This is a genomic window from Halorubrum sp. Atlit-28R, from assembly GCF_003665955.1.
GTDB lineage: Archaea > Halobacteriota > Halobacteria > Halobacteriales > Haloferacaceae > Halorubrum > Halorubrum tropicale.
Window position 1 is genome coordinate 418072 of record NZ_QPLS01000001.1, and the last position, 15285, is coordinate 433356.

Below are 15285 nucleotides of genomic sequence, written 5' to 3' on the forward strand. Positions count from 1 at the left end.
TTCGAACGCCCGTCGAACCCGCCCGCATTCCGACCTCTCTCGACGGCCAAAACCGGGCGAACGAGCGGGTTCGCACGTATTTTCCGTCGGGTTTCAGCAAGCCTAATTAGGAGGGTCCGCAACTGGCGTGTATGGTTGATCGCTACGACGTCGCTATCGCCGGCGCCGGGCCGGCGGGCGCGCAGTGCGCCCGCGACCTGGCGACGCGCGACTACGACGTCGTCGTCTTAGAGACGGAGTCGGAAGACGAGTTCCCGCGACAGAGCAACAAGTCGACCGCCGGCACGTTCCCGTCGATGATGTCCTCGTTCGGGATCCCCGACGACGTCGTGATGTCCTACACCGACGACGTGGTGCTGGAGTCGCCAAACGAGTACTACGAGAGCTACCAGCCCGGAGCGGTGTTGGAGTTCGCGGAGTTCAAGCGGTTCCTCGTCGAGGACGGCCGCGAGAACGGCGCCGAGTACCGATTCGACGCGCGCGTCTCCCGACCGATCCTCGACGACGACGGCGTCATCGAGGGGGTGCGGTACAACGGCGACGAGGAGCTGTACGCCGACGTGGTGATCGACGCGACCGGCCCGGCCGCGCCCCTCGCGAGCGCGCTCGACGTCGTCGACCTCGAACGCGAGAACCAGGCGATCGGCATCGAGTACGAGATGGAGGGCGTCGAGATGAACCACCCGGAGTACGCGGACCTCCGACGGGCGATGATGCTCCGCCTGGACCACGACATCGCGCCGGGCGGCTACTCGTGGATCTTCGCGACCGGCGAGGACACCGCGAAGGTGGGCATCTGTTACATCCAGAACGACCGCCACCGCGAGTTCGCCGAGGCGGGCAAGACCGTCGACGGCTACCTCGACGACTGGGTGAGCCGCGACCCGCGGTTCGCCGACGCCGAGCGCATCGACGGGAAGGTCCACCGCGGCTCCGCACACATCCAGATGCCCGACGAGATGCACACGGACCGCTTCCTCGCGATCGGCGACACCGTGCCGACCATCGACCCGCTGTGGGGCGAGGGGATCCACAAGGGCATGAAGTCCGCCCGCGCCGCGGCGGCCACCGTCGACCGATGCCTCACGGACTCGGAGCGTCGCCTCGACGCCGAGAGCCTCGCGGTGTACGAGCGGCTGTGGCACCGCGACGTGGCCCCGCGGATGAAGGCGCGGCTGATGCTCACGCGGCTGCTGTACCTGGCGCCCAACGAGCGCTACGACCGGTTCATGCGCGACCTCAAGGAGGCGGAGGAGAACACCCTCGAACGGGCGAACCAGGGCGACAAGCGCGCGATGGCGAAGCTGCTTCACCTCGACGACATCCCGCTGCTCACGAAGTTCGCCCGCGAGCGACTCGACGTCTGAGACGCGTCGGAGAGTCCGCGACGCCGAAGGCGAAAAGTGCGTCGGGCGACGGACCGCGTCGGGCGCGGTCGCTATCGCTCGTCGACGGGGACGAACTCGGCGTCCTCGGGGCCGGTGTACCGCGCGCGCGGGCGAATGAGGCGGTTGTCCTCCTGGTACTCGGCGACGTGAGCGACCCACCCGCCGACGCGGCTCATCGCGAAGATGGGCGTGTACATGTCGAGCGGGATGCCGAGCGAGTCGTAGACGGAGCCGGAGTAGAAGTCGACGTTCGGGGCGATCCCCTTCTCGACGAGCCCCTGGTCGGTGAGGTACTCCTCGATGGCGGTGGTGTAGTCGAGCCACTTCGTGTCGCCGGACGACTCGGCGAGGTCGCGGAGCTTCTCTTCGAGGATCTTCGCGCGGGGGTCTTTCACCTTGTAGACGCGGTGCCCGAACCCGGGGATACGGCCGCCGTCGTCCTGCCGGTCTCTCACCCACTGGACGGGGTCCTTCGCGGAGGCGTCGATCTCGTGGAGCACCTCCATCACGTCCTGATTGGCCCCGCCGTGGAGGGGGCCGGAGAGCGCGCCGATGCCGCCGGTGACGCCGGAGTAGACGTCGGCCATCGTCGAGCCGATCACCATCGCGGTGAACGTGGAGGCGTTGAGCCCGTGGTCGGCGTGAAGCGTGAGCGCCATGTCGAACGTCTCCTCGCTCACCGCGTCGGGCTCGGTACCGGTAAGCATGTAGAGGAAGTTCCCGGCGTGCGAGAGGTCGGGGTCGGGGGCGACCGGCTCCTCGCCCTGACGGACGCGCTCGAACGCGGCGAGGACCGTCGGGATCTTCGCCGTGATCCGGCGGCCCTGACGGAGGGTGGCCTCGCCGCCGTCGCCCTCGGCGTCGGGGTCGTACGCCGACAACATCGACGTCGCGGTCCGGAGCGCGGCCATCGGCCGCTCGCCGGCGTCCGCGAGCGCGCGGACCGTCTCGATGACGTCGTCGTCGACCTCGCGCTCCGCCGCGAGGTCGGCGGCGAACGAGTCGAGCTCAGCGGCGCCGGGGAGCGAACCGTGCCACAGCAGGTACAGCACCTCCTCGTAGCTCGCGCCGCGCGCGAGGTCCTCGATGTCGTACCCCCGATACACGAGCTTTCCGACCTCGCCGTCGACGTAGCTCAGATCCGACTCCGCGACGAGGACGCCCTCGAGCCCGCGTTTTAACTCATCTGCCATACCCCGAGTTGTCAAGGCCGTCAAAAAAGCGTTATCTTTCAGGAGGGATACGATACGACGATCGTGGTACACCGCCGCGTCGTCCGACGACGTGACAGCGTTCGGAAACGTCCGGCTCGCGGCGCGACCGACCGGGGACGGCCTCGCTTACCGCGCCGGAACGACCGTCACCGTGCGGTTCCGATCGATCGCGTCCTCCAGTTCCTCGGCGATGGCGGAGCCGCGGGAGACCTGGACCTCGCCGCCGCGGCCGACGGTGGCGGTGAAGAGGTACTCGCCGTCGGCGCGCACCTCCACCGTCTCGCCGACGCCGTCGTCGACGTCGATGACGACGTGACGCGAGGTGATCTCCGGCGCGACCACCGTGCCGCGCTCGGCGCCGACCTGCCCGTCGCCGCGGCCGTTGTCGGCGGCGCCGCCCGGGCCCGACCCACCGGGCTTCTCGTCGTGCGTCCGGACGTCGATGTCGATCCCGAGGCGGTTCTCGATGTCGGCGATGCGGCCGCCGCCCTTCCCGATCACCGTGCCGATGTCGCCCTCGGTGACGTAGACGACCGCCTCGTCGTCACCGTTGAGCTCCACGTCGACGTGGCCGTGCGCGACCGACTTGATCTCGCGTTCGATCTCCTTTTTCGCGATGCGGCCGACGCCGGAGTCGCCGTTCGCCTCGCCGCCGTCCTCGTTCAGCGGCACCGTGACGACCTGGCGGTTGAACGTGTAGATCTCGTACTCGGGCCGGCCCGTCTCGAAGTTCGACACCTGGATGACCGGGCGGGCGAGGTCTTCGGCCGTGAGTCCGGCCGGCACCTTCACCTCGGTGGTCACGTCGTAGACGGTGTGGACCTCGCCGGCCTCGATGTAGACGACGGTGTCGACGATCTGAGGTATCATCCCGAGCTCGACGCGGCCGACGAGCCGCTGGAGCGCGTCGATGGCGCGGGAGGCGTGGACGACGCCGACCATCCCGACGCCGGCCATCCGCATGTCCGAGAACACCTCGAAGTCGTTCGTCTTCCGGACCTCGTCGTAGATGGTGTAGTCGGGGCGGACCAAGAGGAGCGAGTCGGCGGTGTTCTCCATCGCGCCGCCGAGCGCGCCGTACTGCGTGATCTCCGGGCCGACCTGGAGGTCGCGCGGCTTCTCCATCGTCTTCACCGCGTAGTCGCTGTCGTTCAGGAACTCGGCGACCGCCTGCGCGAACGTCGACTTCCCGGCCCCGGGCGACCCGGAGATGAGCACGCCGCGCTTGCGCTCTTTGAACCGCTCGCGGAGCTCGTCGGCGAACTCGTAGTCGTCGAGGCTCGTCTTCGCGATGGGCCTGACCGCCGTGATCTCGATGCCGTCCGCGAACGGCGGCCGGGCGACCGCGATCCGGTAGTTGCGGAACTGGACGATGTCCATCCCGTCGTCCGAGAGCTCGATGAAGCCCTCGTTCGACTGGCGGGCCAGGTCGACGATCGAGTTGGCCCACTCGCGCATCTGGGCCTCCTCGCTCGGCTCGTCGGCGATCTCGACGTAGCGCATCTCGCCGAGGCTCCCGCGCTTCGCCTTCGGGACGGTCCCCGTCTTGAGGTGTACCGACATCGTCTCGTCGGTGAAGAAGTCCTGTATCGGGAGCTCGTCGACGACGCCGCGGGCGACCGGCTCGACGTACTCGACGTCGAGCCCCTTCGCGCGGGCGACCTCGGCCTGGACCACGTCGCTCGACAGCAGCGTCGCGTCGTGGTCGGCGGCCAGGTCGCGGATCAGCGCGTCCACGTCGCCCTCGTGGGCGTTCGAGCGGGCGTCGCCGCTCGCGCGCTCGCCGACGTACCGCAGCTCGATCCGCCCGTCGTCGGCGTAGTCGGCGAGCCGCTTCAGCTCGCTCAGCCCGTCCCAGCCCGATTCGAGCCCGTCGTTCGCCTGCGACTCGAGCTCGCCGACGACCGCCTCCGGGACGAACACGGCGACCGACTCGTAGGTCCCGTCCGCGACGCGTTCGGACACGCGGCCGTCGACGACCGCGCTCGTGTCCGGTACTACGTTCATACCGAGGTTCGGGACGGGAACCGTATAAGCGTGTTCGACCGGGGGCCGCGTCGGCGACGGGGAGGAAGAGACCGACCGCGGCCGCCCGTCCCGGTCAGTCGTCCGCGGCGGCGGCGTCCGCGCGCTCGGCCGCCAGCCGCTCGGCGGAGGCGGTGAAGTTCTCGAACAGCGCCTTCGCCTCGCAGGCGGCGTCGTACGCCTCGGGGGTGATCGCTTCCAGGACGGCGTCCACGCGGGCGTCGCCGATCTGGTCCCGCTTGCCGTCCGTCACGTCGCGGGCGGTCTCGACGTCGTACTCGGGGTGGAACTGGACGCCCCAGCAGTGCCCGTCGCGGAACGCGTGGACGCCGCGGTCGTTCTCGGCCAGCAGCGTGGCGGACGGCGGCAGTTCGACCACCGCGTCGCCGTGGGTCGTGAAGGCCGTGAACGACTCGCCGATCCCCTCGAACAGCGGGTCGTCGCGCACCTGCCGGATCTCGTTGTAGCCGATCTCGAAGCCGTCCATCCCGGCGACGCGGCCGCCGAGCGCCTCCGCGAGCACCTGATGGCCGTAGCAGACGCCGAGGACCGGGACGCCGGCGTCGGCCGCCTCGGCGACGTAGTCGACGAGCGGGGGGATCCACGCCTCGTCCCAGTAGACCGACGAGCGCGATCCGGTCACGACGACGCCGTCGAACTCGGTGTGGTCGGGGAGGTCGCCGTCGACGGCGTCGAACTCGACGAGGTCGGCGTCGATCTCGCGGCGGAAGTTCCGACGGGTGTTCGCGCCGTCGTGGGCGGCGTTCAACAGGGCGAACCGGAGGCGGGTCATCGACCGAACGGAGATCCGAGAGTCACAAAACGGTTGCGGCGCCGGACGTGCCGGCCGCCGACGCGGACGCCGCGCTCGCTCGTCGACGCGCGGCCCTACGCGAACGGGTCGCCCGCGTGTTCGGCGAGCCACCCGACGAGCAGGTCGTTGACCGCGGCCGACGCCTCGACGCCGACGAGGTGTCGGGCGCCCTCGATCGAGTGGAACTCCCCGCGCGGGAGCCCCTCGGCGAGCGTCTCGCCGGCCGTGACCGGGCAGGCGGTGTCGTCGGTCCCGTGGACGACCAAGGCTGGGGTCGTGACCTCGAAGAGGTCGTCGGTCAGGTCGAACCCCTCGACCGCGGCGCGGTGCGCCGCGTACGTCTCGCGGTCGGCGTCCTCGGCGAGGCGCCACTCCGCGATCCGCGAGAGCGCGTCCGGGTGCGCCTCCCGGAAGTCGGGCGAGAGCAGCCCGGAGAGCGACCCCTCGACCGCGGCCGGGTCGCTCGGGTCGGCCCAGACGCCGGCGGGGTTGTACGCGTCGCCCGCGGGCGGCGTCCCGATCAGGGCGAGGCTCGCCGGCCGCGAGGAGGCCAGCGCCGCCGTCAGCGCGACCATCCCGCCGAGGCCGTAACCGACGAGGTGGGCGTTGCGGATCCCCTCGGCCGCACAGACCGCGTCGAGGTCGGCCGCGAGCGCCTCGACCCCGTAGGGGGCGGGCGGGGCGTCCGACCGGCCGACGCCGCGCGTCTCCGGCGTGACGACCGTGTGCGGGCCCGTCAGCGCGGCGTGTTGCCAGCCGAACTGCCACGCGCCGAGGCCGACGTCGCCGCAGAACACGACCGCCTCGCCGGAGTCGCCCGCGTCGGGCGCGTCGACCTCGTAGCGGATCTCGACGCCGGCGTTGGTCGCGTGGGGCATGGCGGAGTCCGTGTGGGGCCGTCAGGCCTCCTGGAGGCTGCGGAGGACGTCTGGCGCCGCGTCGAGCGCGTCGTCCAGCGCGTCCGCGTCCGGACCGCCGCCCTGCGCGAAGTCCGGCGGGCCGCCGCCCCCGCCGCCCACGCGGCCGGCGAGCTCCGAGACGACCTGCCCGGCGTTCACGTCGACGCCGTCCGGGACGCCGACGACGAAGCTCGCGGAGCCGTCGGCGCCGCTGCCGATCACCGCGACCTTCCCGCCGTCGACGTGGGCGTTCGCGGTCGCGCGCAGCTCGTCGGCGTCGCCGTCGAGCCGCTGGATCACCGCCGTCGTCCCGGCGACCTCGACCTCCTCGGCGTCGGCGCCGCCCGACGCGCGCGCGGTCGCCAGCTCCTCTTTGAGCGACTCGATCTCCTTCCCCCGCGCCTTCCACTCCTCGAAGAAGCGCTCGGCGGTGTCGGGCACGTCGAGGGGGTCGACGTCCAACACCTCGGCCGCGTCGTACAGCGCGTCCTCGGTGCGCTGGGTCGCCTCGACCGCCGCGGCGCCGGCCGCGAAGGCGATCCGCTCGACGCCGTCCTGGACGGGCTCCGTCTTCAGCACCTTCACGGCGCCGATCTCGCCGGTCCGGTCGACGTGGGTGCCGGCGCAGGCCTGGACGTCCGCGTCGCCGACGTGGATCAGGCGGACGTTCGTTCCCGGCGGGACGCCGCCTTGGTACAGGTCGAAGCCGTGCTCGGCCTCCGCCTCGTTGCGGTCGGGCCACTCCTGCCGGACGGGCACGTCGTCCCGGATCAGCTCGTTCGCGACGCGCTCGATCGCCTTCACGTCCTCGCGGGTGACGCGCTCGAAGTGGCGCACGTCGAGCCGCGCGGAGTCCGTGCCCTTCTGGGCGCCCGCCTGTCGGACGTGGTCGCCGAGCACCTGCCGGGCGGCGTGGCCGATGAGGTGCGTCGCGGTGTGGTGCGCGCGGAGCCGCTCGCGGCGGTCGCCGTCGACCTGTCCCGTGACGAACTCGCCCTTGCCGGGGTCCGCGTCCGCGCGGTGGAGGACGACCCCGTCGACCTCCTGGACGTCGGTGACGTCGACGGTGGTCTCGCCGACCGTCAGCTGGCCCCTGTCGGCCGGCTGGCCGCCGCCCTCGGGGTAGAACATCGTCTGGTCCAAGACCACGTCGTACCCGTCCTCGGCGTCGAGCACGTCGAGGACGACCGCCTCGAACTCGGTGCGGCCCTGGTCGTCGTAGAACAGCTTTTCCGTCTCGGGGAGGTCGGCGAGCCGCTCGTCGCGCTCGTCGGCCGCCGCCGCGGCGACGCCCTCCTCGTGCCGGTCGGCGACGAGGGCGTAGAAGTCGTCGGGCACGTCGACGGTCGCGCCGCGCTCGTCGGCGATGTCGGCGACCATGTCGGGCTGGATCCCGTGGGAGTCGTACAGCTCCAGCAGCTCCTCGGTCGGGATCGGCTCGCCGGTGCCGGCGTACTCGTCGGCGAGCTGCTCGACCTTCCGGGCGCCGCGCTCCAAGGTCCGCTCGTACTTCCGCTCCTCGCTGCGGACGATCTCGCGGATGGTGTCGCGGTTCTCGTAGCCGAGGCGGTCGGCCTGCATGTCGACCAGCTCGTCGAGGGGCGCGTCGACGCCCACCTCGTCGACGAGCCGCTTCATCCGCCGCAACACCATGCGGGCGAGGTAGCCAGTGCCGACGTTCGAGGGGACGATCTCGTCGCCGAACATGTACGCGAGCGTCCGCGAGTGGTCGGCGATGGCGTAGATCGATTCGAGCGGCTCCACCAGCTCGCGCAGCCGGTCGACGTCGACGTCGAGCCGGTCGGCGATCTCGCCGCGGGCGGCCTCCACGTCGTCGACGTCGTCGATGTCGAGCCGGCCGGCGAGCTTCGCGGCGCGGTGGACGATCTCTCGCTCCGCCTCAGTGTGTTCGATCCCGGCGTTGTCCTTCAAAAAGTCGATGGCGTCGGGGTACACCGCCTCGTACACCGTCGCGGTCCCCTGGCTCATCCAGGTCCACCGCTCTAACCCGTACCCGGTGTCGACGATGTAGGTGTCCATGAACGAGTACGAGTTCCCGTCTTTCATCTCGTAGTCGCCCTCGGGGTCCTGTTCCATACACATGAAGACGAGCGTCGCCAGCTCGGCGCCCTTGTAGATGACCTCGATGGCGGGGCCGGCGTTGCCGCCGCCGACCCACGGGTCCTCGATGTAGGTGATCTCCGAGAGGTCCGCCCCGAGGCTCTCGAACAGCTCGTCGCAGTACCGGACCGTCTCGTCTTTCCAGTACACCTCGCCGTGGTAGGCGTACTCGTCCTCTCCGACCTCCTCGCGCGTGTTGAACGCGTGGTGGGCCATCATCTCGAACGCCATCGTGTGCCGGCCCGTCTTGCCGACGTTGTCGATGTCCTGCATCCGGATACAGGGCTGTGAGATGGTGAGGGGGTTCGCCGGCGGCGGCGTCTGCCCGGAGGTGACGAGCGGCTGGAAGTCGTAGATGGACGCCTGGGTCAGGAGGACGTCGTCGCGCCAGCGGTTGGCGGCGACCGGGTACGGGTCGATCCGCTCGTGGCCGTGCTCCTCGAAGAAGGAGAGGAACGCCTCGCGCATCTCCGACAGCGACCGGGCCTCCGGGAAGCCGGGATCGTCGATGAAGCTGTAGTCCTCACAGGGCGGCTCGCCGCAGAGTTCTCGCTCCGCGTCGCGGGTCCAGAAGTGCGCGCCACAGGAGGGACACTCCTTGCGCTCGAACCCCTCCTCCTCGAAGTAATCGAGACGGTACTCCGCTTCGAGATCGCTCATTACACGAACGTGGCCCGTGTTGCTCCAAAAGGGTTCCGGGGTCGCTCGTCGGCCGCGACGCGCCGTTCGCCGCCGCGAGCCGGCGCCGACCGACGGTCCTCAGGGGGAACGCCGCTGACCGGTCGGAAATGGCCGACCGCGTCGGGATTCGTCGATCGGTAAGAAGATTTATACTCTCGGCGGTGCGTATCACGTACAATTGTGACTTCTGCGCTGGGCGAGCGCGCGTCGGTTCTCGTCCTCGGCGGTGCGTCTGGACTCGCCGACGACCTCGAGGCCCGCCTCGGCGCCGACGCCCCCGGCGGCGAGGACGGTGAGGCGGTCGAGACGCACGCCGCCGACGCGGCCGCCACCGACGGTTCGCGCCTCGCCGGGGCCGACGTGACGGTCGTCGCCGACGAGGCGGGGCTCGGACGGGTCCGGTCCGCCGACCGCGTCGGTTCCGTGGTCGCCTTCGTCGACGACCCGGCCGGCCGAGTCGCGACCGACCCGCTCGTGGACGCGGTCGCGCGGACGCCGGAGTCGCTCTCGGAGACGGTATCGTGGCTGCTCGCCCGGGAGCGGCGGTCCGTCGTCCGGACGGACCCGACGCGGACCCCGTCACGGATCGAACAGCTCAACGCCGGGATGACGGAGCTCGCGGCCGTCAGGTCGGTCGACGAGGCGTACCGGGCCGCCATCGCCGTCGCCGAGCTGGTGTTCCCGGAGTACCGGGCCGTGGTCGCGGTTCGCGACGGCGAGTGGGTCGAGCCCGTGGTCACCTCCAGCGGGACGCCCGTCGAGGACTGTAACCGGGTCCGGGTGGGGACCGGCGTGGCGGGGCAGGCGGTCCAGACCGGCGACGTCTCCGTCGCGCCGAACCCGACCCCCGAGAGCCGGTACGACGCGCTGCTCACCGTCCCCGTTGGCGAGGACGTGGTCTTCCAGCTCGCGGCCGACGCGAGCGACGACGCCGACGCGTTCGACGACGCCGACCGCCGGCTGGCGGAGCTGCTCGGCTCCCACCTCGAAGAGACCCTCGACCGGATCGACGTCACCGAGACGCTCAGGGCCGAGCGAGACCGCCTGCTCGCGCTGTTCACGAACGTACCTGACCCCGCCATCGCTTACGACTACACCGACGGCGACCCGGTCGTCCGACAGGTGAACGAGGCGTTCGAGGCGACGTTCGGGTACGACCCAGAGACGGTGATGGGCGAGTCCATCGACGACTACATCGTTCCCCCAGAGGCCGACGCGGAGGCGGAAGAGCTCAACGAGCAGCTCCAGCGCGGCGAGAACGTCCGACGGGAGGTCACGCGGGTCACCGCTGACGGGCCGCGACACTTCATCCTCCACGTCATCCCGATCCACCTCGACGCCGCGAACGCGGCCGGGTACGCCATCTACACCGACGTCACCGACCGGCGCGAGCGCGAGGAGACGCTGCGGCGACAGAACGAGCGGCTCGACGAGTTCGCCTCCATCGTCTCCCACGACCTCCGGAACCCGCTGTCGGTCGCGGACGGGTACGTCGACCTCGCCCGCGAGACGGGCGACGTTGACCACCTCGACAGGGTCGCCGACGCCATCGGACGCATGGACGAGCTCGTCGAGGACCTCCTGTCGCTGGCCAGGGAGGGGCGGTCGGTGGGCGAGACGGAGCCGGTCTCGCTGGCCGCGGTCGCGCGCGAGGCGTGGGAGGGCGTCGACACGGACGTCGCGACGCTGACGGTCGGGTCCGACGCGACCCTGAAGGCGAACCGCACGCGGCTGCGCGAACTGTTCGAGAACGTCTTCCGGAACAGTGTGGAACACGGGTCCGCGAGCAGTCGGGCAGAGCCCGACGACAGCGTCGAACACGGTCGCGACGCCCCCGACGAGCCGCTCTCGGTCCGGGTCGGGGCGGGTACCTTCGAGGGGGACGACGGGAGCCCCGCGAGCGGCTTCTACGTCGAGGACGACGGCGTCGGGCTCCCGGAGGCGGACCGCGAGCGCGTGTTCGAGAGCGGGTTCACGACCGACGAGTCGGGCACGGGACTCGGGCTCGCAATCAGCGAGCGCATCGCCGAGGCGCACGGCTGGACCGTCGAGGCGACGACCGGCGAGGACGGCGGCGCCCGGTTCGAGTTCCGAACCGACTGAGCGGCGCCGAGCGCGCGGCGGTCCGAAACGACCTTACGCCGCGCGCGAGGGGATCCGGTATGGTCGAGAACGTCGTCTACCCCGCCTACTTCGACGCCGAGCTGTCCCGCTCGGAGGGGCGCCGCGTCCCGACGGATCTGGCGGTCGAAGCGCCGACCGTCGACGAGATAGCGAAGGCCGTCCAGCAGGTCGGCTACGACGCGGTCGTCGAGCGCGACGCGACGTACTCCCGGGAGTTCGAGGCCCGCGGGTACGTGGCGGTCCAGGGCACCGACGACACCGCGAAGAACGACCTCGTCCAGGCGATCGCCGCCTACCTCGGCGTGCTCCGGGAGTAACCGTGCGGCGCGTCGGTACCGTCGTCCGCACCGCCGGCGGGCTCGCGATCGCCCGCGGCGATCCGGGCGCCGAGCCCCCGCGGATCGGCGCGAGCGTCGTCGACGAGTCGCTCTCGACGGTCGGCCGCGTCGTCGACGTGTTCGGGCCGGTCGATCGCCCCTACGTGGCCGTCACGCCCGGCGACGGCGTCGGGCTCGCGGACCTCCTCGGCGGCAAGCTGTACGCGCGGTAGCGCCCCGAGCGGCGCTACGCCTCCGTCGCGTCGGTCACGTCGAAGTCCGCGAGCGTCTTGTCCGTGCGAGCGATCCGCTCCGCGACCAGCAGCTTCTCCCGGCGTTCCAGCCGGTCCCAGTCGAACTCCGACGGCGGCGACGCCTCGAGCGACTCGAACTGCTCGATCACCGCCTCGTTCGCGAACCGCTCGAACGACTCGCAGCTCGGACAGGTCATCGAGAGGTGAGAGGTGTCGAACGAGCGCGTGACGGTCTCGTCGAGGCAGTTCAGACACCGGTAGGTGCGAGTCCGGGACACGACCGTACCGAGGGGCCGAACGGACGAATATCTGTGGGCGCCGGCGCGGGGGTCGCCGACCGAAAGCCGCCGCGTCGGTCCGACGCCGCGACGGTCGGCGCCGTCGCTGGGGGCGTGAGACGCGTGGAAAGAAGAGCGGTTCCGCGGCCGCTCTAAAACAGCGCGGAGGCCGCCGCCTCGGCCGTCTCGATGACGGGGCCGAAGCCGGGCAGGAGCAGCACCGTCGCGACCGCCGCGAAGACGACCGCGGCGTACAGCGCCGTCGGTCGCACGTCGATCGCGTCGAGCGCGCTCGGCGACTCGGGGTCGTCGAGGAACAGCGCCTTCACGACCCGGCTGTAGTAGTACAGCGACACGACGCTGTTCACCGCGCCGAGGCCGGCCAGCCACAGGAAGCCGTTGTCGATGGCCGCCTGGAACAGGAAGTACTTCGAGAAGAACCCGGCGAACGGCGGGAGCCCGGCCAGCGAGAACATGAACACGGCCATCGCGACGGAGGCGACCGGCGCGCGCCGCCAGAGCCCCGCGTAGTCAGCGAAGGTCCGGCCGACGCCCCACCGCTCCGCCATCGCGACGAAGAGGAACGCGCCGGTGTTCATGAACCCGTAGACGAGCAGGTGCGCCATCGCGGCGCCCATGACCGTGCCGTTGGCGGGGCCGTCGACCGTGAGCGCGGCGACGCCGATGAGCGCGTACCCGGCGTGCCCGATGGAGGAGTACGCGAGCATCCGCTTGACCTCTTCCTGGACCGCGGCCGCGAAGTTGCCGAGCGTCATCGTGACGGCCGCGAGGACCGCGAAGGCGAGCATCCAGTCGACGTTCGCGGACACCGCCATTTCCAGCGGGAACGCCTCGGTGAACACGCGGAACGCGACGACGAACCCGGCGGCCTTCGAGGCCGACGAGAGGAACGCGCTCACCGGCGCGGGCGCGCCCTCGTACGCCTCCGGCGCCCAGAAGTGGAACGGGACGGAGGCGGTCTTGAAGGCGACGCCGCCGATCATCATCACGACGCCGACGCCGAGCACGCCGGCCAGGCCCTCGATCGACGCCGACGCGATGTCGGCGAGGATGAGCGACCCGGTCGCGGCGTACACGAGCGAGATGCCGAACAGGAAGACCGCGGACGAGAGCGCTCCGACGAGGAAGTACTTCATCCCCGCCTCGACGCTGCCCCGGTCCTCCTTGAGGTACGCGACGAGCACGTACGACGGCAGCGACACCATCTCCAGGGCGACGAACACGACCGCGAGCGAGTTCGCGACCGCGAGCAGCGCCATCCCGGTCGCCGCGAACGTCACGAGCGAGTAGAACGCCGCCGGGTTGGCGTGGTCGTGGAAGTAGTCGTGCGCGGCGACTAACACCAGCGCGGTCACCGACGCGAAGATGGCGGTGAAGAACAGCGCCAGGGTGTCAACCTTCACCGCGTCGGCGAACAGCAGCACCGCGCCGCCGTCGGGGCTCACGCCGCCGCTGGCGGTGAGCCAGACGGTGGCCGTCAGCGCGGCGAGCGACCCGACCGCACCGACGACCGCCATCGACGTGTTCGAGCGCGCGTCCGGCCGCACCGTGTCGACCAACAGCAGCGCGAGTCCGGAGACGGCCAACAGCAGCGCCGGCAGCAGCGCCGTCACGGCGGGCAGTCCGTTAACCATCGATCGTCACCCCCTCGACGACCGGCAGGGCAGCGTCACGGATCATCTCGAAGAAGATGTCGGGCGCGACGCCCAGCACGATGATCGCCACCAGAAGCACCGCGAGCGGGGCGACGTCGTGGAACGCCGCGGGCCCGACGTCGTAGTCGGTCTCCAGTTCGAAGGGACCGAACAGCGTGCTCTGCATCGCCGACAGCAGGTAGCCGGCGACGATGACGATACCGAACATCGCCAGCGCCGTGAACACCGGTGCGTACGGGAGCGCCGGCGCGGACAGGGAGCCGACGAAAATGAAGAACTCGCCGGCGAAGCCGGCCATCAGCGGCAGCCCCATGTAGCCGAAGGCGCCGGCGACGAGGATGCCGACGGTGACCGGCATCCGGTCGGCCATGCCGGCCATGTCGCCGACCATCCGGGTGTGGGTCGCGTTGTAGATGACGCCGACCGCCATGAACATGAGCCCCGAGATGAGGCCGTGCGCGACCATCTGGAACGTCGCCCCGCCGATCCCGTACTCGGTGAACACGATGAGCCCGAGGATGACATAGCCCATCGACGAGACGGACGAGTAGGCGACGATCCGCTTGAGGTCCTTCTGTGCGAGCGCCAGCATCGCGCCGTAGATGACGCTGATGACGGCAATGGCCGCGATCGGGACCGCGAGCATCGACGCCTGCTCGGGGAGCATCGTGAAGTTGAACCGGAGCAGCGCGTACGTCCCCATCTTCAGGAGGACGCCCGCCAGGAGCACCGACGCCGGGGTCGGCGCCTGAACGTGGGCGTCCGGCAGCCACGTGTGGAACGGCACGATCGGGACCTTCACCGCGAACCCGAGGAACATCGCGAGGAACGCGGCCATCGCGATGCGGTCCGCCGGGATGCCGAACCACGCGCTCAGGTCGCCCGCGGCGATCGCCTGCGCGATCTCCGGCAGGGCGAACGACGACACCGAGTCGCCGAGCGCGAACACGAGGCTCATGAAGCCGATGAACATCAGCAGCGACGCCGCGTTCGTGTAGACGAAGAACTTGATCGCGGCGTACTTGCGGCGCGGACCGCCCCAGATCCCGATGAGGAAGTACATCGGGACCAGCACGGCCTCCCAGAAGACGAACCACAGGAAGAAGTCGAGCGCGGCGAACACGCCGAGCAGGTTCGCCTCCATGAACAACATGAGCCCGTAGAACTGGCTCTGTCGCGTGTCGACGGGCGTCCACGCGCTGAGGATCGCTAACGGCACGAGGAACGTCGTGAGCACGAACAGCGGGAGGCTGATCCCGTCGAGCCCGACGAACCACGAGACGCTCCGGCCGCCCACTTCGAGCCATTCCATCCGGGTCGCGTACGCTATCTCGCCGCCGAGCAGCGCGTTGCCGCCGGCTTCGAAGCCGGACCAGAGGTAGAGGCTGCCGACGAACGGGATCAGGCTGATCGCGAACGCCAGCCGACCGGCCCACTCGTCGGGCGCGAGGAACACCGTCAGTGCGCCGACGAACGCGGCCGCCATGAGCGCTT

12 protein-coding genes are annotated in these 15285 nt (G+C 70.5%); 4 read left to right on the forward strand and 8 right to left on the reverse strand.

Going from position 1 to position 15285, the window contains the following annotated elements; genetic code table 11:
* The first annotated feature begins 131 nt into the window (after positions 1-131).
* Positions 132-1367 (forward strand): digeranylgeranylglycerophospholipid reductase, encoded by a 1236-nt coding sequence (locus DVK06_RS02235; protein ID WP_121599130.1) that lies wholly within the window; start codon positions 132-134, stop codon positions 1365-1367.
* A gap of 71 nt (positions 1368-1438) precedes the next feature.
* On the opposite strand, the gene citZ is transcribed toward DVK06_RS02235, so the two are convergent.
* The 5 genes from citZ to alaS all read right to left on the reverse strand — a co-directional run bounded on the left by citZ (position 1439) and on the right by alaS (position 9121).
* On the reverse strand, positions 1439-2581 hold the full coding sequence (citZ, locus tag DVK06_RS02240; RefSeq protein ID WP_121599131.1) for a citrate synthase: 1143 nt from the start codon (positions 2579-2581) through the stop codon (positions 1439-1441).
* Positions 2582-2728: 147 nt separating this feature from the next.
* Positions 2729-4609, reverse strand: coding sequence for a PINc/VapC family ATPase (locus DVK06_RS02245; RefSeq protein WP_053771552.1), 1881 nt, complete (start codon positions 4607-4609; stop codon positions 2729-2731).
* A 94-nt stretch (positions 4610-4703) separates the two neighbouring features.
* Positions 4704-5420, reverse strand: a complete 717-nt coding sequence (locus DVK06_RS02250) for a type 1 glutamine amidotransferase (RefSeq protein WP_053771553.1) — start codon at positions 5418-5420, stop codon at positions 4704-4706.
* Between the two features lie 95 nt (positions 5421-5515).
* Positions 5516-6319, reverse strand: coding sequence for an alpha/beta fold hydrolase (locus DVK06_RS02255; RefSeq protein ID WP_121599132.1), 804 nt, complete (start codon positions 6317-6319; stop codon positions 5516-5518).
* 21 nt (positions 6320-6340) lie between these two features.
* On the reverse strand, positions 6341-9121 hold the full coding sequence (gene alaS / locus DVK06_RS02260) for an alanine--tRNA ligase (protein WP_121599133.1): 2781 nt from the start codon (positions 9119-9121) through the stop codon (positions 6341-6343).
* A 201-nt stretch (positions 9122-9322) separates the two neighbouring features.
* Between alaS and DVK06_RS02265 the strand changes: the two genes are divergently transcribed.
* Genes DVK06_RS02265 through DVK06_RS02275 form a run of 3 tightly spaced genes read left to right on the forward strand, consistent with a single transcriptional unit; the run spans position 9323 to position 11816 of the window.
* Entirely contained in the window at positions 9323-11245 is a 1923-nt protein-coding gene (locus DVK06_RS02265) for a PAS domain-containing sensor histidine kinase (RefSeq protein WP_121599134.1), read from the forward strand.
* Positions 11246-11304: 59 nt separating this feature from the next.
* Positions 11305-11583: a signal recognition particle subunit SRP19 gene (gene srp19, locus DVK06_RS02270; protein WP_053771557.1), complete on the forward strand. Its 279-nt coding sequence runs from the start codon at positions 11305-11307 to the stop codon at positions 11581-11583.
* A gap of 2 nt (positions 11584-11585) precedes the next feature.
* The gene (locus DVK06_RS02275) at positions 11586-11816 is read left to right on the forward strand and encodes an H/ACA ribonucleoprotein complex subunit GAR1 (protein ID WP_121599135.1); all 231 of its coding nucleotides are present in this window, start codon (positions 11586-11588) and stop codon (positions 11814-11816) included.
* A gap of 14 nt (positions 11817-11830) precedes the next feature.
* Here DVK06_RS02275 and DVK06_RS02280 read toward each other — a convergent pair whose 3' ends face one another.
* The 3 genes from DVK06_RS02280 to DVK06_RS02290 form a co-directional block, all read right to left on the reverse strand.
* The gene (locus tag DVK06_RS02280) at positions 11831-12115 is read right to left on the reverse strand and encodes a hypothetical protein (RefSeq protein ID WP_121599136.1); all 285 of its coding nucleotides are present in this window, start codon (positions 12113-12115) and stop codon (positions 11831-11833) included.
* A 152-nt stretch (positions 12116-12267) separates the two neighbouring features.
* Complete coding sequence (locus DVK06_RS02285) at positions 12268-13770, reverse strand: NADH-quinone oxidoreductase subunit N (RefSeq protein ID WP_121599137.1); 1503 nt, start codon at positions 13768-13770, stop codon at positions 12268-12270.
* Complete coding sequence (locus DVK06_RS02290; protein WP_121599304.1) at positions 13763-15277, reverse strand: NuoM family protein; 1515 nt, start codon at positions 15275-15277, stop codon at positions 13763-13765. Before DVK06_RS02290 ends, DVK06_RS02285 begins: the two co-directional genes overlap by 8 nt.
* Positions 15278-15285: the final 8 nt, after the last annotated feature.